Here is a 16,368-nt window from a genome sequence, read left to right as displayed (position 1 = left end):
CTAGGCCGGCGCGCTGATCAGGCGGGTTTCCTCGGTCGCCCTGCCCCAGTCGCACACCAGTTCCGCGAAGAGGCTCTGGCGGTCGGGTGCGACCCGGTAGTCCGCGGTCCACATGGCTCCGAGCAGCGGCATGAGGTAGGTCGCGGCCATCCCCTCGTCGCGGATCTCCGCGGAGTAGGTGAAGGACCGCGTGAGCAGGCGCGGCACGGGTCCGAGCCTCTCGTCGCCGAGCACGGTGACTCCGATTCCGTCGCTGTGCAGTACGTACCGCTCTTCCAGGAGGTACAGGGTCACGCCGAACTTGGAGATCCTGACCACGTTGTCGGCCTGACCGAACTCGCCCTCGTTCGGCTTCGCCACGATCGTCGACTCCTGCTTCGGCGCACCGGTGAGCCGCTCGACGACATGCATCGCGGTCACGAGCAGCTTGTTCGTCAACCCGATGCGGCTGCGCCTGAGGCGACGCCAGGAGGTGACGCGGAAGGTGGCTTTTCCGTGCCAGGTGCCGGTTCCGATGTCGAAGTAGTAGACGCGATTGGGCGCGTTGGTGAGGTGTCGAGGGATGCCCTCGGGCTCCATTGTCACGGTGAGTAGCATATCATCACACTCCGTGAGTGCATGGAAGGTGCGGTGTGAAGTGTCGCCCGGTTCGGCAGGCTCACGGTCCGCTTCGAGGCGACCCAGTGCCTCGTCGCCGTGCCGGCGGTCGTCGTGAAGATCATCTGCTTGCCCTCAACCGCACTTGAGGTCATACGGTCTCCGTATGACCCGCACGACATGCGGGCTCCACGCTGAAGTGCCGGGAGGGAACATCTCATGACGACCCAACAGATCTCCGACGCCCAACTCGCCGGGCAGCCCGCCGCGTACTGGACCGGTGTCGCCTACGAGGCGCTCATCGCGTACACCCGTGCCCGGCAGGCCGAGAAGGGCTTCACCCAGCCCCAATTCTGGCTGCTGCGCAACCTGTCGGTGAACGACATCTCGCCCGACGGCGCGGGGATGAGCCTGTTCGAGCTACGGAAGGCCATGGCCTCCTACATCCGGCCCGAGGACGATTTGGCGGTGGAGGCCGAAGCGCTTCTGGAGCGCGGCTGGCTGACCCGCGACGACGAGGACCGGCTGTGGCTCACCGCGGAGGGAGAACAGGCCCGCGTCGACCTCGCGCGCAACTCCCCCGCGATCCGCGCCGCCCTCCACGAGGGCATCGACGACAAGGACTACGTCACCACGCTGAAGGTGCTCCAGCGGCTGATCCTCAATGCGGGCGGTCCTGTCGCCTGACAGGCCGTGATCCCGGGGCGAAGCTCCCCAGGCCCCGGTGAGTTCGTGGCAGTTCGAACGTCGTGACCGCCCGGGACTTCCCCGGACGGTCCACTCGACGCACCGGCAACTTCCCCAACACGGCCTAGGCCGGCATGCCCAGATGTCCTGTCAGCCGGTCCAGGAAGACCCGCTGTCCGGCGACGAGCAGCGGAGCGGCCTCGCCCGGGGCGAACCAGCCGACCCGGTCGATCTCCGGGAACTCCTGGTGGGTGCCGGACCGGGGTGGCCACTCCAAGGTGAAGGTGCCGGGCACCACCGCCTCCAGGTCGACCTCGCCCTCGACCGCCCAGACCGTGACGAGCTTCCCGCTGCGCTGTCGGGCCTCCCCGAGGTCGATCCACGTGCCCTCGGGCGCCGGGAGTCCCAGTTCCTCCAGGAACTCCCGCCGCGCCGCCACCTCGGGAGCCTCGTCCGGCTCGTACTCCCCCTTGGGGATCGACCACGCCGCCTGCTCCTTGGAGGCCCAGAAGGGCCCGCCCATGTGGCCGATGAGGACTTCGACACCCCCGGCCGCCGTGTGACGGAAGACCAGGAGACCCGCGCTGCGTTTGTCCGGCATACGGGACAGTCTGACGGAATGTTCCTACGGTGCGTACTCCTCCGCGCCGACCACCACCGGGCCGCCCGCCGGATCCACGCCGCGTGTCCACTCCGGCCCCAGCCGCACCGACCGCCAGGGCGCAGGCTCCCCGCGCAACCGCGCCCGCCGGAGCGGCGAGCCGTCCTGGGCGACGGTCAGGAGCGGTCGTACGAGCCGCCGGTCCGGCCGTACGAGCAAGGGGGCGGCGGGTGCCGGGCCGAGGAGCCCCGGTGTCACCCACCGCAGGGGTCCTGCCGTCAGCACCGGCACTCCCGCGGGTGGACCGGCCCGGCCGGCGAGCAGGTCGAGGACCGCGTCGGCGGCCTTGCGGCCCTCGGCGGCGGCCACCTGCGCCGGTTCCACCCCGTGCAGGAGGTTGCCGACGGCGAAGACCCCCGGCTCGGCCGTGCGGTACGCGCCGTCCGTGACGGGCCCACGGGTCCCCGGCGCGAGTGCGAGACCCCGGGCCCGGGCCAGCTCGTGGTCGGGGATCCAGTCGCCGGTGAACACCACGGTGTCGCAGCGCAGCACGGACGTCCGCCCGTCCCGCCCCCGGACCGAGACCCCGGTCAGCCGCCCCCGCCCCAGCAGCTCGACCACCGACGTCCACGTGAGGACGGGTACGGCACCGAAACCCCGCGCTGGGAAGGGGAGTTCGGTGACGACCGCCGCCACCTCCACGCCCGCCGTGCGCAACGCCCCTGCCGCGTGCCGGGCCACCGGCTCACCGCCGACGACCACCGCACGCCGTCCGAGGTGCGACCTCAGGGCCCTTCGGTCGCCCTCGAACATCCCTGCCGTCCGCAGGAGTTCGCCCGTCGTCAGCACCCCGGCCGGCCGTGAGCCCGGCACGAGCCGGGCGCTGCGCGGACGTTCGCGCACCCCTGTCGCGAGGACCACGGCGTGCGCCCGGATCCGTTCGAGTCCGGTCGGAGCCGTCACGTCCAGGGCGAGCGGCCCGGCCCAGCCCGTGGCGGAGACCCCGGTCCGGACGACGGCGCCGGAGCGGAGCGCCGCACGGAGCGCGCGGCGCGCGTACGCCGGACCGTCCAGCGGCCGCCCCCGGCGGTCCGCGCCGAACCCCGGGTGCCCGCAGTACCGCGGTACGCCGCCGGCCGTGTGCTCACGCTCCAGCACCTCGACCCGCCCCGCGCCCGCCGCCGCGAGCCGCGCGGCGGCGGCGAGCCCGGCGGGTCCCGCGCCCACCACGAGTACGTCGACCACGCGGTTCACCGGGCCCCCTTCCCGTACTCCTCGCTCAGTGCCCGTAGCTCGGCGCCGCAGAAGTTCCCCTGGCACCGTCCGCCCCGGGCGCGCGTCCGGCGCCGCAGTCCGTCAGGGCCCGCCGGAGGGATCTCCGACGCGTAGGCGGCCCTGATCTCGCCGCGCGTCACGCGTTCGCAGTGGCAGACGATCACCCCGAAGTCCGGGTCCCGCGCGATCAGTTCGGCGTCGCGGTACGGGCGGCGGAAGGCCTCGCCGAGATTGGGCATGCGGACCGGGGCGAGCGGGCGTTCCGGACCGGGTTCGAGACCGCAGTCGGCGAGGAGCCCCAGCACGTGGTCGGCGAGCGCCAGGGAGGCGGAGAGCCCGGTGGAGCGGATCCCGCCCACGGTGACGTACCGGAGCGCGGGGTGGGCCGCGCACCGGTAGTCCTCCTGTCCCGTGGCGGCGCGCAGGCCCGCGTAGACCGCCGTGACCTCCTCGTCGAGCAGCGCGGGCACGATCCGGCCGCCCTGCTCGCGGAGCCCGGCAAGACCCTCGGCCGTCGTGCCGGTGGCGGTCTTGTCGTCGAGGTCCTCGGCGGTGGGCCCGAGCATGACGTTCCCGTACACCGTGGGCGAGACGAGCACGCCCTTGCCGAGCGGCCCTGGCACGGGAAGGAGGATGTGCCGGACCAGGTCGCGGGCGAACTTGTCGAAGACGAGCAGCTGGCCCCGGCGCGGGGTGACGGTGAAGTCGCGGCGGTCCAGCAGCGCGTCGAAGGCGTCCGCGTGGAGCCCGCAGGCGTTGACCAGGTGCCGGGTCCTCAGCACTCCGCGCCGGGTGACGAGCCGGTGCCAGGGATCGCCCGTACGGACCTGCTCCACCCGGCAGCCGAGATGCAGGTCGACCCCGGACCGCACGGCCTGCGTCGCGTACGCGAGGGTCGTCGTCCACGAGCAGATCACCGACTCGCCCGGGACGGCGAGCGCCGCCAGCGCGCCCGGCCCCACATGCGGTTCTCGTGAGCTTAGTTCCTCGGCCGAGAGCAGCCGGGTGGCGAGGTGGCCGTTGCGCTCCGCCTTCTCCGCGAGGCGGGGGAGCGTGGCCCGCTGCTGCTCGTCCCAGGCGACGAGGAGCGCGCCGAGCGGCTCCACGGGAATGCCCGCCTCGCCGGCGAACGCGCCGAGCAGCCGATGCCCTTCGCGGACCAGCCGGGCTTCGAGCGTGCCCGGCGCGGCGTCGAAACCGGTGTGCAGGATGGCCGTGTTGGCCTTCGACGTACCGTCGCCGACGTCGTGCGCGGCCTCCACGAGAGCGACCCGCAGCGGGTGCCGGGCGAGAGCGCGCGCGATGGCACAGCCGACGACCCCCGCGCCGACGACCACGACGTCGTACTCGGCCTCGGGGCCGGTGGGCAACGGGCCGGTACGGGTGACGGTCACCCGGCACTCCCAGCGCCCGCGGCGCCCGTGCCTGCGGCACTCCCAGCGCCCGCGACACTCCCGGCGCCCGCCGTGCTCCCGGCACCGCCCGCGCCCCCCGCCCCGCCGCGGTCGATCAGCGACGCCACCTCCGCGCGGAACGCGGCCAGGCGTGCGGCGGCCTCGTCGGCGTCGATCCGGGGCTCGTAGACGGCCGAGGGTTTCCACTCCGGCACCGCCTCGTGCAGCGCGAGACCCGGGTGGAGGCCGAGGCGGGCCACCGCGCCCACTCCGAGAGCCGTGGCATCGGGTGACGACGCCACCTCGACGGGGAGTTGCAGCAGGTCGGCCTGGGTCTGTATGAGCAGCGCCGACCGGGTCAGGCCCCCGTCGGCGCGCAGCGAGGTCAGCGGCGCTCCCCGGTCGGCGGCGACCGCCGCGGCGAGCTCCACCACCTGCGCGGCGATCCCCTCGCACAGCGCGCGCACCAGATGGCCGGGGGAGGTGTCCAGGCCGAGGCCGGTGAGCGAGCCGCGCACGTCTCCCCGCCACCACGGCGCGGCGAGGCCGGCCAGCGCGGGTACGAAGGTGACCCCGCCGGTGTCCGGCACGCCGCCGCCGACCGTGTCGATCTCCTCGGCGCCGGCGAGGACGCCCAGGTCGGTGAGCCAGCGGACGGCCGAGGCCACCGTGTACACCTGGCCGTCCAGGCAGTGCTCGACGTGTCCGCCCAGCCGCCAGGCGACACAGCTCACCAGGCCCGAGGTGCCGCGCCGGGGCTCCGGCCCGGTCCGCGCGAGAAGGAAGGCGCCCGTGCCGTACGTGCACTTGGCCGCGGACGGCTCGCTCGCGCTCTGCGCGAGCAGGGCGGCCTGCTGGTCGACCAGCAGGCCGGTCAGCGGCAGCGGCGGGCCGAAGGCCGTCGTGGTGCCGACCGGGGTGTCGCAGTCCACCACCCGGGGCAGCCGCTCGCCGCCCAGGCCGTACAGGTCGAGGGCCGTCTCCGACCACGCGACCGTGTCCGGATCGAGCAGTCCGGTGCGTCCGGCGGTGGCGGCGTCGGTGACGAAGGCGCCCGTCAGCCGGTGGACGAGCCAGGCGTCGCTGGTGGTGACCACCCCGGCGCCGGTGGCGTGACGGCGGATCCAGGCCATCTTGGGCGCGGCGAAGTAGGGGTCCACGGGCAGACCGGTCAGCCGGTGCAACAGCTCGGCGTGGTCGGCGAGTCCGTCGCAGACGGAGGCGGCCCTGCGGTCCTGCCAGACCAGCGCGTCCGTCAGGGGATCGCCCGTGGCCGGGTCCCAGGCGAGCACCGTCTCGCCCTGATTGGCGAGGCCCACGGCCGTGACCGTGGTCCCGGCCTCGGCCAGCGCCGCCCGCCCGGCCGCGACGACGGAGCCGTACAGCTCACGGGGGTCGACCTCGACGAGGCCGCCGGGGAGGTAGCGGGGCCGGACGGGAGCCGTGCCGGTGCCGATCACCCCGCGCTCCGGGCAGAGGACGAGCGCCTTGGTGCCCGACGTTCCCTGGTCCACGGCGAGTACCGGACCGCCCGTCATCCCACTGCCCCCGTCGCCGGATCGGAACGTGATCGTCCGATCACCGAAAAGGGTCAGGGTGCCGCCGCCCGCGGCCCGCGTCAAGCGTCGGCGAGTGACACCGTCAGGTCGACCCCCCGTGACTGACAGTAAGTCAAATTCGGTCGCTGTCTTAATAGTTACCGTCACCGAGAAGAGTGGACTGGTCGCGTCCAGTGCCCTCTATAGTGATCGCCGATCAACGGCAGGAAGGCCGTCGGGGGACTGACCACCCCCCTCCATCCACCGAGGAAGCATGTCACCCACACCAGGCCCCACCCCCTGATGGCCGCACAGGGTTTCCGGCCCGTCTACCACCCCGCGGGACACGACCACGCCCTGCGCAACGCCGTCCAGGACCTGCGCACCGGCCGCTGGGTGGCCATGGCCCGCCTGCTCGACGAGACCTCCGGATGGGACGGCTGGACCCGGCGCACCCAGGTCCTCGCCGCCGTCGCCGCCGGCACCGACGTCGTCCACGCCTGGCGCACCGAACAGCCCGGCAGCATCCCCGCCACCGTGATGCACAGCCGCGTCGCCGTCGAGCGGGCCGTCCGCGCCCACCGCGCCGGCCACGCCCGTACCCGCGAACTCTGGCAGGAGGCCTGGACCGGGTGCCGCGAGGCCGCCGAACTGGCCCCCGCCGACCCCGTGCCCTGGGTCGGCCTCCTCGCCCTCGCCGCCCTCGACGGCCGCCAGCGGATGGCCGAGCACCGGCTCTCCCCGCCGGCCCCCATGCTGGCCCCCGGCCCGTGGGGGCTGCTCGCCGAGGCGGAGAAGCGCGACCCGTACAACCGCGAAGCACACCACCGCATGCTCCAGTGCGTCTACGCCCGCAACCCCGGCCCGATCTCCGAGGCCGTCAACTACGCCCAGTGGGCCTCCACTTCCGCTCCCGTCGGCTCCGCCCTGCACGCCTTGCCGCTCTACGTGCGGGTCGAGCGCTACCGGCGCGAGCGCGGCCACGAGCGCGCCCTGGACCTTCACTGGGTCGCCGAGGACGCGGTACGCGACGCCGAGCGCGCCCTGGACACCTGGTTCCTCTTCTGTGCCACCGAAGAGGCCTCCCTGCTCGACCTGAACCACCTGGCCCACGCCCTCTACGGAGCCCTGCGCTTCGACGACGCCGCCCGCGTCTTCCAAGCGCTCGGGCCGTACTACGCGACGCTGCCATGGGCCTACCGCACGGCCCGGCCGGACGACCGGGCCCTGGCGGAGGAGGTCTTCGTGCGTGCCAGAGCCCGCTGCCTCACCGGCTGAAGCGCACTGACGGCGCCGCCCCCCGCGTCCTGCTCGATCGCGCCCCGATCCTCCTCGCCCCGCTCGACCGCGCCCCGCCCGCCCCTGACCACTGCCCGCCCCTCTCGCCCCCCGTTCACCGCCCTCCCCGCTCACCCCTCTCCACCGCCCGTCCCCGCTCACCCCTCTCCACCGCCCGTCCCCGCTCACCCCCCGTCCCCGGAGGTCCCCATGTCCCGCACCGCAGCCCCGACCGACGCGATACGCAAGCCACCCCCCGTCCAGGACGAGGAGGCGCGGCTCAGAGAGCTCGGCTACCAGCCCGTCCTGGCCCGTCGGATGGGTGGCTTCGGCAACTTCGCGATCAGCTTCTCCGTCATCTCGGTCCTCTCCGGCTGCATGACGCTGTACGGCTTCGGCATGGGCACGGGCGGCCCCGCCGTCATGCTCTGGGGCTGGGCCGGAGTCGGCCTCTTCGTCCTGTGCGTGGGCCTCGCCCTCGCCGAGGTGACCAGCGCCTACCCCACCTCCGGCGCGCTCTACTACATGGCGGACCGGCTCGGCGGGCGGCGCTGGGGCTGGTACACCGGCTGGCTGAACCTCCTCGGCCTGGTCGGGGCCATCGCCGGCATCGACTACGGGGCCGCCCTCTTCACCGGGGCCTTCCTTAACCTCCAGTGGGGCTTCGTGCCCACCGCGGGCTCCACCTTCCTCATCTTCCTGGCGATCCTGCTCCTGCACGCCGTCCTGAACCTCTTCGGCGTCCGCCTCGTCAGTGTCCTCAACTCGATCAGCGTCTGGTGGCACCTCGCGGGCGTCGCGCTCATCGTCGGCGCGCTCGCCTTCATCCCCGACCGCCACCAGTCCGCCGAGTTCGTCTTCACCGAGTTCGTGAACGACACCGGCTGGGCCAACCCCTTCTACGTCGCGGCGATCGGCCTGCTCCTCGCCCAGTACACCTTCTCCGGCTACGACGCATCGGCCCATCTCTCCGAAGAGACCTCCAACGCCTCCGTCGCCGCCGCCAAGGGCATCGTGCGGGCCATCTGGGTCTCCTGGATCGCCGGCTTCGCCCTCCTGGCCGGACTGAGCTTCGCCATCCAGGACTACGCGGCCGCGCAGAACTCCGCGACCGGCGTCCCGCCCGCCCAGATCCTCCTCGACGCACTCGGCTCGGGCGGAGCCACTGCCCTCCTGCTCGTGGTGATCGTCGCCCAGCTCTTCTGCGGCAACGCCGAGGTCGCCGCCGCGAGCCGCATGGTCTTCGCCTTCAGCCGCGACAACGCCCTTCCCGGCTCCGCGATCTGGCGGAAGGTCAGCACCCGCACACAGACCCCCGTCCCGGCCGTCTGGCTGGCCGTAGCCGTGGCGGCGCTGCTCGCCGCGCCCGCGCTGTACTCCGCCACCGCCTACGGCGCGGTCACCGCGATCAACGTCATCGGCATCACCCCCGCCTACGCCATCCCGATCTACCTCCGCCTGCGCGCCGGGAACCGCTTCACCCCCGGGCCGTGGAGCCTGGGCCGCTGGAGCAAGCCGATCGGCTGGACCGCCGTCGTGTGGGTGGCCCTGGTGACCGTCCTCTACTGCCTGCCGCAGAAGTCGCCGGTGACGGTCGACACCATGAACTACGCCGTGATCGCGCTCGCCGTCGTCCTCGTCCTCGCCAGCGTCTGGTGGTACGTCGCCCGCCGCTCGTACGGCACCCCGAAGACGTACGGAACGGCCCGCGAGGAAGCGGACATCGCCGAGGGAATCGTCTAAAGGGTGTTGCAGAAGGTCCCGCCCGGCGCGCGACGCCCGGCGCGCACGCTCGCGGCTTTCCCCAGGCCCCTGAGGGCCTGGGGAGACCTCAGGCCGAAAGGTCCTAGTCGGTGTCCGTCGCCGCCAGGACGGCGATCCGGCGGCGGTCCGGCGAGAGGGCGGCTATGCCGTAGTCGTTGCCGACCTCGTTGTGGAACCAGTCCGTGTCCGCCTCGAAGTGGAACCAGGCGCTCTGCAGGGCGTGCCGCTCCACCGCCTCGGCGCTCGCGCCTGCCGGAGCACCGCTGAGTCCCGCGAGCGAACGCCAGGCCCACAGCCGTCCGTACGCGCCCTGCACACCGGAGCCGTACATGCCGCCCATCGATGCGGTGGCGAACAGCAGGCGCCAGATGTCGTCCGCCGGGCGGACCGCGATCTCGAAGCGGCCCTCCGGGCCCAGCCCTTCGACACAGGGCATGGGCAGGGTGGGCAGCAGGGCGGGCACCTCGTCAGGCGCGATGGGTTCGTCGAGCCGGAAGACCCATGCGGCGCAGTTCCCCCAGTCGCCTGCGTTCACAGCGCTCACCACCGTCTCGTGCACATCGACGGTGGCGATGTCCCGCAGCGCGGACTTCTCGGTGGTGCGCGGTGCGGGCGGGTCCACCCGGCCCTCGGTCGGCAGCCCGGTCGGTATTTCCCACGTGGCGCCGCGCATCGAGCGGCTGGGGAAGTCGGCCTCGGCCTCGAGGTCGCTGCGGTACGGGGGAAGCCAGGCCAGAGGATGCCAGCCGGGTCGGACGAGCGGCCAGGAGCGCAGCCCCGGGAAGTCGTCGATGTCCACGCCGCGGAGCACCAACTCGTGGAAGAGACAGGCACGCAGTTCGTCCAGCCGGTCCCGCTCGACGCGGTCGAAGACGGCGTCTGCCAGGTCGGCGACGCGATGATGCTCCGCGAGGAGCGAGGCGATCGCGCGCAGGTTGCCGCCGGATCCGGACGGGGTCTTGGCGTCGAGGAGCCGGAGCAGCTGGGCGAGCCCGTCGCGGCCGGGGGAGAGGGCGAGGACGCGCACGACATGGGCGAGATGCCGGTCGTACTCCCGGACCCGTTCGGCAGCCGCCGCATGCCGGTCGGCCAGCTCCTCCCCGAGTTCGCGGACGTACGAGGTGTCGCCTCGCGCGGCGCGCTGTTCGGCCTCGCCCCAGACGAGGCGCCCGAGATCTTCGTCGGTGTGTTCCACGGTCGTCGACTCTAGAGGGCGTCCGACGCCCCTTCCCACACGGCCATGAACTCCCGGACGTTCGGCGGGTGTTCACGGTGCATCCGGCGTTCACGCCGGTGTCCCCGGAGCTCCACCCTCCGTCCGTAGCGTCTCGCCCGTCCGTCCACCCTACCGAGGAGTACCGTGAGCGCTTCCGCTCTGACCGCTCTCGCCGCCACCGCCCTCGCGGTGGTCACCGCCGCCTCCGCGACCACCCAGCCCGTCCCGCTCCCCGCCGCCGTCACGGCGCGCGTCGAGACGCCCGCCGTCCACGACGACGAGGCGGGCGGCAACGCGAACGCCGACGACCCCGCCGTCTGGGTCGACCCGACCCGCCCCGGCCGCAGCATCGTGATCGGCACCCTCAAGGAGGCCGGGCTCGACGTCTACGGCCTCGACGGACGCCGGCTCCAGCACATCGCCGCGCCGCAGGCCCCCGGCGAGGACGCCGCACCCGGCCGCTTCAACAACGTCGACATCGTCTACGGCTTCGACCTGGCCGGCCGGAAGACGGACCTGGCCCTCGTGAGCGACCGGGGCCGGGACCGCGTCCGGGCCTACGCCATCGACCCCGTCGCCGTCGCCAAGGGCCTCCCGCCCCTGCGCGACGTGACCGCCGCCGACGTGGCACCGGTCTTCGCGGCCGACGAGTCCGAGGTGGACGAGCAGCGCACCGCCTACGGCCTCGCCGCCTACCGCGACGACGACGAGGCGTACGTCGTGGTCTCGCGGCGCGAGGAGACGAGCCTGCGCCTGCTCGAACTGGAGGACCGGGGCGGCCGGGTCGGCTACCGCACCGAGGACACCCTCGACCTGCCCGCCTCCTTCACCCTCCCCGACGGCACCTCCTGGCGGCCGTGCGCCGACCCCGGCGAGCGCCCGCAGGTCGAGGGCATGGCCGTCGACCAGGAGGAGCACGTCCTCTACGCGGCCCAGGAGGCCGTCGGCCTGTGGCGCATGGCGGTCGACGACGCCGGGTTCGCGAAGCCCGTACTCCTCGACCGGGTCCGCGAGTACGGCATTCCGTGGACGTACGACAGCGCCGAGGAGGAGTGCGTCCTCGACACCGCCCGCGACCCCGGCTTCGGCGGCGAGCACCTGAGCGCCGACGCCGAGGGCGTCACCGTCTACCACGCGGGCGACGGCGCGGGTTACGTCCTCGCGTCCAGCCAGGGCGACGACACCTTCGCCGCCTACGACCGGAAGCGCGGCAACGCCTACCTCGGCTCGTTCGCGATCGGCGACGGATCCGCCACCGACGGGGTGCAGCACTCCGACGGCAGCACCGTGGTCAACGTCCCGCTCGGCCGCAGCTTCCCCCGGGGCCTTCTCGTCACCCACGACGGCGCGGCCGCGCCCGCCGACGGCGACCGCGAGAGCACGAACTTCAAGTTCACGCCCTGGGAGTCGGTCGCCCGCGCCTTCCCGCGGCCCCTGCGCGTCGACACGGAGTCCTTCGACCCGCGCGACACCGACTGACGGAGGGGACGGGCAACCGATCCCGCGGCCGCGACGACTGGGGGGTACACAACGGCTCTCTGCCCCCAGGAGGACTCGTGCAGTACCCGCAAGTGCCGTACTCCCGACTTCCCGTCGTCGCCCGCCGCCTGACCGCCGCGCTCGCGGCCGGCGTGCTGACCTGCGCCGCGCTCACCGCGACCACAGGGACCGCGTCCGCCGCCACCGCGCGGCAGGTCGAGCGGCTCGACCGGGGCGTGGTGAGCGTCCACACCGGCACCGGGAACCTCGTCAGCTGGCGCTGGCTGGCCACCGACCCCGACTCCGTCGCCTTCAACGTCTACCGGGCTGGTACGAAGGTCAACGCCACGCCCGTCACCGCGTCCACCAACTACTTCCACGCCGGCGCGCCGAGCCACGCCGACTACACGGTCCGCGCGGTGATCGGCGGCGTCGAACAGGCGGACTCCGTCCACGCCGTGCAGCTCCGCACCGGCTACAAGGACGTGCCGATCACCCCACCGGCCGGCGGCACGACACCCGACGGCGTGGCGTACACCTACGAGGCCAACGACGCCTCCGTGGGCGACCTCGACGGCGACGGCGACCTGGACTTCGTCCTCAAGTGGCAGCCCACGAACGCCAAGGACAACTCTCAGTCCGGCTACACCGGCAACACCGTCGTGGACGGTGTCACGCTCGACGGCACCCGTCTGTGGCGGATCGACCTCGGCCGCAACATCCGCTCGGGCGCGCACTACACGCAGTTCCAGGTCTACGACTACGACGGCGACGGCAGGGCCGAGGTGGCCATGAAGACCGCCGACGGCACCGTCGACGGACGCGGCACGGTGATCGGCAGTGCCTCCGCCGACCACCGCAACAGCAGCGGGTACGTCCTGGCGGGAGCCGAGTACCTGACGATGTTCGACGGGCGCACCGGCGCCGCCATGGGCACCACCGCCTACGTGCCCGCGCGCGGCACCGTCTCCTCCTGGGGCGACAGCTACGGCAACCGGGTCGACCGCTTCCTCGCGGCCACCGCGTACCTCGACGGCGCCAGGCCCTCGCTGGTCATGGCGCGCGGCTACTACACGCGGAGCGTCATCGCCGCCTGGGACTGGCGCGACGGCGCCTTCACGCGCCGCTGGACCTTCGACTCGTCGAGCTCCACGAACGCGGGGAAGGGCTACGACGGCCAGGGCTCGCACAGTCTGTCCATCGGCGACGTGGACGCCGACGGCAGGGACGAGATCGTCTACGGCGCGATGGCCGTGGACGACAACGGCAACGGCCTGTGGACCACCAGGACGGGCCACGGCGACGCCCAGCACCTCGGCGACCTCGACCCGGGGAAGGCGGGGTTGGAGTACTTCAAGGTCTCGGAGTCCTCCTCACAGCCCTCCCAGCTGTACATCGACCCGGCGAACGGCACCGCCCGCTGGCAGCTCGCGGCCTGCTGCGACAACGGCCGCGGGGTCGCGGGCGACATCTGGGCCGGGAACGACGGGGCGGAGGTGTGGTCCTCGTCCGACACTTCGCTACGGGACGAGGCCGGGGCCGCCAAGGGCCGAGAGCCCTCTTCCACCAACTTCCTGAACTGGTGGGACGGCGACACCACCAGGGAACTCCTCGACGGCACCCGGATCGACAAGTACGGGACCGCAGGCGAGACCCGCCTCCTCACCGGCGCGTCGGTCGCGTCGAACAACACGACCAAGGCGACGCCCGCGCTCTCGGGGGACATCCTCGGCGACTGGCGCGAGGAGGTCGTGTGGCGCACGAGCGACAACACCGCGCTGCGGATCTACTCGACGCCGTACGAGACGGGGACGCGGATCACGACCCTGCTGCACGACACGATGTACCGCACGGGGCTGGCCTGGCAGAACACCGCCTACAACCAGCCCCCGCACCCGAGTTTCCACATCGGCAACGGCATGCGGACCCCGCCGAGGCCCCTGGTCACGACGCCGTAGCGGGGCGGGACACCGGCGGGGGACCGCTGCGGGGATCACCTGCCGGGTCCGCCGGCGGGAACGCTCTCCCCTCAGGCGCTGAACTCGTACGTCCAGGCCGCCGACCGCGCCGAGAAGTCGATGTCCGTGATCTCCAGCGCGTGCCCGTGCTGGTCGCTCACCACCCGGTGGACGACCAGCCGGGCCGCGCCGCCGCCACCGTCGCCGGGCACCGCACTCGCACTCCCACTCGCGCTCACACCCCCACTCGTACTCACGGGGAGTGACGGGACGGGCGGCACGCCGATCGACTCCCGGTGGGTGACCCGCAGGCCCGCCTGGTGCATCCAGTGGTAGAGCAGCCGCAGGTCGGGCTGGTGGTGGCTGTCCTTGATCCGCCGGTAGCGGGCGAGCTGGGGAATCTCGGAGATCGCCGGCCGGGAGAACCACGACACGGCCCGCTGGAGCGCCGCCCCGTGGGGTCCGAACACGAGGTGGCGGTGGACGAGCGTCGGCTCGCCGGGGGCGAGCAGCAGCCGGGAGGTGAGCGGCGTCGGCGGCGGCTCCCAGGTGAGCGAGGCCCGCACCAGGGCCTCGCTCACGCGCGGGCCGCCTGGGAAGGTCGGCCGGCGGGCTGCGAGCGGCGGCGGTACGGGCTCGGCGGCGCCGGCCGCCGCGGCGAACGTCCCGCGCCGGTCGGTCACCACGAGTCGCTCGTCCCGCAGGAGCTGGAGCGCGCTGCGTACCGTCTGCCGGTTGACGTGGTAGCGCTGGGACAGGGAACGTTCCGAAGGGAGCCGGCTCCCGGGAGAGATGCGCCGGTGGGCGAGGTCCTCGCGCAGGACGGCGGCGACCCGGAGGTAGAGCGGCACTTCCGTCGCCTCGGCATCGGGCTCGGCCATGATCAAACCCTCTCTAAGCACAGCGTGACCGCATGGGCCGTATCGGTGATCAATTCCTATCATTGGTCTAAACCATTCCGCTAGAGCGGCCCGGCAGAGTGGCCGAAACGAGCGTCGCACCGTGTAATGGGGACCAGGCGGCGGGCACAGTGCCGCGGCGGCGGAAGAGGCGGGTGAGGCCGGATGACGACACCGTCGGAGCGCGCGGCGAGGGGCCGGGAGGCCCGTAAGCGCGTCCCCCGCTCCTCGCACGGCCGCTGGATCCCCTCCTCACAGCGTCCCGACGCGCTGGCCGTCCTGGAGCGCGAGTCCCAGGACCGTCTGCCCGGCCTCGTGCCCCTCCGCTACGGCCGGATGGCGGTCTCGCCCTTCGCCTTCTTCCGAGGCGCCGCCGGAGTCATGGCGGCCGACCTCGGCGCCCAGCGCCACACCGGACTCACCGTCCAGCTCTGCGGCGACGCCCACCTGCTGAACTTCGGGGTGTATGCCTCCCCCGAACGGACGCTTCTCTTCGACGTGAACGACTTCGACGAGACCCTCCCCGGCCCCTTCGAGTGGGATGTCAAGCGGCTCGCCGCGAGCGTCACCGTCGCCGCCCTCCAGAACGGCAGCGCGAAGGCCAAGGCCCACCGGGCCGCGCTCGTGGCCACGGAGTCGTACCGCACGACCATGCGCCGCCTCGCGGAGCTCGGCGAACTCGACGTCTGGTACGAGCGGATAGCCGCCGACGACCTGCTTCCCCTGGTCGGTCGTGGCGACCGCGCCCGCGTCGCCGGCCGGATCGCCAAGGCCCGCCGCCGCACCAGCCTCCAGGCCTTCAACAAGCTCACCGAGACGGACGCGGCCGGCGTGCGGCGCATCGTCGAGGACCCGCCGCTCCTGGAGCGGACGACGGACGTCGACCGTGTCACCCTCGGCAAGATCTTCAGCGACTACCGCAGCTCGCTCTCCGAGGAGCGGCGCATCCTGCTCGACCGCTACCGCTTCGTCGACGCGGCCCGGAAGGTCGTCGGGGTCGGCAGCGTCGGCACCCGCTGCTTCGTCCTCCTCCTCGAAGGCCGCGACGACGGCGACCCGCTCATCCTGCAGATCAAGGAGGCCGGCCGCTCGGCCCTGGAGCCCTATCTGCCGGCGACGGAATACGAACACCAGGGCCGCCGGGTGGTCTGCGGGCAGCGCCTCACCCAGGCCGCCAGCGACATCTTCCTCGGCTGGATGACCGGACCCGAGCAACGCCACTTCTACTGGCGCCAGTTGCGCGACATGAAGGGCTCGGCCGAGGTGGAGACCATGACCCCGTCCATGCTCCGGACCTACGCGCGGCTCTGCGGCAGGGCCCTGGCCCGCGCCCACGCCCGCTCCGGCGACCGGATCGCCATCGCCGGCTACCTGGGCGCCTCGGACGTCTTCGACCGCTCCGTAGCCGACTTCTCGCTCGCCTATGCCGGCCAGAACGCCGACGACTACGCCGCGCTCGGCGCGGCCATCGCGGCCGGCATGGTGACGGCGGCCCCGGGCGCCTGAACAAGGCCGGCAAACCCGGAACCGCCGCTCCACTTCCTGCGCGCCTAGGGGGTGTCGTCACATTCCCGTCTGCCCCGCGGCGCTCCCCCAGCTACCGCTGGGAGGCGCCCCCAGGCACGCACTCTCGCCGCACCGGGCGAAAGCCCACGTACGTCCAGTACGTGGGCTTCCACCCG

The 16,368-nt window shown here is 73.0% G+C and carries 13 protein-coding genes; 6 read left to right on the top strand and 7 right to left on the bottom strand.

Translation table 11 applies throughout. The annotated features are described in order from the left end of the window. Nucleotides 1–585, bottom strand: coding sequence for a hypothetical protein (locus tag IE124_RS18390; RefSeq protein ID WP_189508856.1), 585 nt, complete (start codon nt 583–585; stop codon nt 1–3). Between the two features lie 231 nt (nt 586–816). Here IE124_RS18390 and IE124_RS18385 point away from each other — a divergent pair, with 231 nt between their 5' ends. Further along, complete coding sequence (locus tag IE124_RS18385; RefSeq protein ID WP_189508855.1) at nt 817–1,284, top strand: winged helix DNA-binding protein; 468 nt, start codon at nt 817–819, stop codon at nt 1,282–1,284. A 124-nt stretch (nt 1,285–1,408) separates the two neighbouring features. Here the strand turns inward: IE124_RS18385 and IE124_RS18380 are convergent, their stop codons facing one another. From IE124_RS18380 to IE124_RS18365, 4 genes are read right to left on the bottom strand one after another with little or no spacing between them, the layout of a single operon-like run. After that, complete coding sequence (locus IE124_RS18380) at nt 1,409–1,885, bottom strand: NUDIX hydrolase (protein WP_189508854.1); 477 nt, start codon at nt 1,883–1,885, stop codon at nt 1,409–1,411. Between the two features lie 24 nt (nt 1,886–1,909). Further along, nucleotides 1,910–3,139 (bottom strand): FAD-dependent oxidoreductase, encoded by a 1,230-nt coding sequence (locus IE124_RS18375; RefSeq protein WP_189508853.1) that lies wholly within the window; start codon nt 3,137–3,139, stop codon nt 1,910–1,912. After that, nucleotides 3,136–4,554, bottom strand: a complete 1,419-nt coding sequence (locus IE124_RS18370; RefSeq protein WP_189508852.1) for an FAD-dependent oxidoreductase — start codon at nt 4,552–4,554, stop codon at nt 3,136–3,138. The genes IE124_RS18375 and IE124_RS18370 overlap by 4 nt, the downstream gene beginning before the upstream one ends. Further along, nucleotides 4,551–6,092 carry an FGGY family carbohydrate kinase gene (locus tag IE124_RS18365; RefSeq protein ID WP_189508851.1) on the bottom strand — a complete coding sequence of 514 codons (1,542 nt, stop codon included), beginning with the start codon at nt 6,090–6,092 and terminating at the stop codon, nt 4,551–4,553. The genes IE124_RS18370 and IE124_RS18365 overlap by 4 nt, the downstream gene beginning before the upstream one ends. Before the next feature lie 303 nt (nt 6,093–6,395). Between IE124_RS18365 and IE124_RS18360 the strand changes: the two genes are divergently transcribed. Both IE124_RS18360 and IE124_RS18355 read left to right on the top strand, forming a co-directional pair. Next, nucleotides 6,396–7,370 carry a hypothetical protein gene (locus IE124_RS18360; RefSeq protein ID WP_189508850.1) on the top strand — a complete coding sequence of 325 codons (975 nt, stop codon included), beginning with the start codon at nt 6,396–6,398 and terminating at the stop codon, nt 7,368–7,370. Nucleotides 7,371–7,580: 210 nt separating this feature from the next. Beyond that, nucleotides 7,581–9,113: an amino acid permease gene (locus IE124_RS18355; protein ID WP_189508849.1), complete on the top strand. Its 1,533-nt coding sequence runs from the start codon at nt 7,581–7,583 to the stop codon at nt 9,111–9,113. Nucleotides 9,114–9,216: 103 nt separating this feature from the next. Here IE124_RS18355 and IE124_RS18350 read toward each other — a convergent pair whose 3' ends face one another. Then, nucleotides 9,217–10,329: a DUF6183 family protein gene (locus tag IE124_RS18350; RefSeq protein WP_189508848.1), complete on the bottom strand. Its 1,113-nt coding sequence runs from the start codon at nt 10,327–10,329 to the stop codon at nt 9,217–9,219. A gap of 165 nt (nt 10,330–10,494) precedes the next feature. Here IE124_RS18350 and IE124_RS18345 point away from each other — a divergent pair, with 165 nt between their 5' ends. Together IE124_RS18345 and IE124_RS18340 are read left to right on the top strand one after the other, a co-directional pair. After that, nucleotides 10,495–11,829, top strand: a complete 1,335-nt coding sequence (locus IE124_RS18345) for a phytase (RefSeq protein WP_189508847.1) — start codon at nt 10,495–10,497, stop codon at nt 11,827–11,829. Between the two features lie 77 nt (nt 11,830–11,906). Next, nucleotides 11,907–13,787 carry a rhamnogalacturonan lyase gene (locus IE124_RS18340; RefSeq protein WP_370468779.1) on the top strand — a complete coding sequence of 627 codons (1,881 nt, stop codon included), beginning with the start codon at nt 11,907–11,909 and terminating at the stop codon, nt 13,785–13,787. Between the two features lie 71 nt (nt 13,788–13,858). Here the strand turns inward: IE124_RS18340 and IE124_RS18335 are convergent, their stop codons facing one another. Continuing rightward, entirely contained in the window at nt 13,859–14,668 is an 810-nt protein-coding gene (locus IE124_RS18335) for a GntR family transcriptional regulator (protein ID WP_189508846.1), read from the bottom strand. A gap of 183 nt (nt 14,669–14,851) precedes the next feature. Here IE124_RS18335 and IE124_RS18330 point away from each other — a divergent pair, with 183 nt between their 5' ends. After that, nucleotides 14,852–16,192 carry a DUF2252 domain-containing protein gene (locus IE124_RS18330; protein ID WP_189508845.1) on the top strand — a complete coding sequence of 447 codons (1,341 nt, stop codon included), beginning with the start codon at nt 14,852–14,854 and terminating at the stop codon, nt 16,190–16,192. Nucleotides 16,193–16,368 lie beyond the last annotated feature (176 nt).

The organism is Streptomyces narbonensis (genome assembly GCF_014649015.1).
GTDB classification, from domain to species: Bacteria; Actinomycetota; Actinomycetes; order Streptomycetales; family Streptomycetaceae; genus Streptomyces; species Streptomyces narbonensis.
Note: the sequence above shows the minus strand (reverse complement) of the source record. Positions and strands in the feature narration are given on the sequence as shown.

Coding starts and splice junctions, on each gene's coding strand:
- IE124_RS18385 (WP_189508855.1), top strand. CDS start 817: ATGACGACCCAACAGATCTCCGACGCCCAACTCGCCGGGCAGCCCGCC.
- IE124_RS18380 (WP_189508854.1), bottom strand. CDS start 1,885: ATGCCGGACAAACGCAGCGCGGGTCTCCTGGTCTTCCGTCACACGGCG.
- IE124_RS18365 (WP_189508851.1), bottom strand. CDS start 6,092: ATGACGGGCGGTCCGGTACTCGCCGTGGACCAGGGAACGTCGGGCACC.
- IE124_RS18360 (WP_189508850.1), top strand. CDS start 6,396: ATGGCCGCACAGGGTTTCCGGCCCGTCTACCACCCCGCGGGACACGAC.
- IE124_RS18355 (WP_189508849.1), top strand. CDS start 7,581: ATGTCCCGCACCGCAGCCCCGACCGACGCGATACGCAAGCCACCCCCC.
- IE124_RS18335 (WP_189508846.1), bottom strand. CDS start 14,668: ATGGCCGAGCCCGATGCCGAGGCGACGGAAGTGCCGCTCTACCTCCGG.
- IE124_RS18330 (WP_189508845.1), top strand. CDS start 14,852: ATGACGACACCGTCGGAGCGCGCGGCGAGGGGCCGGGAGGCCCGTAAG.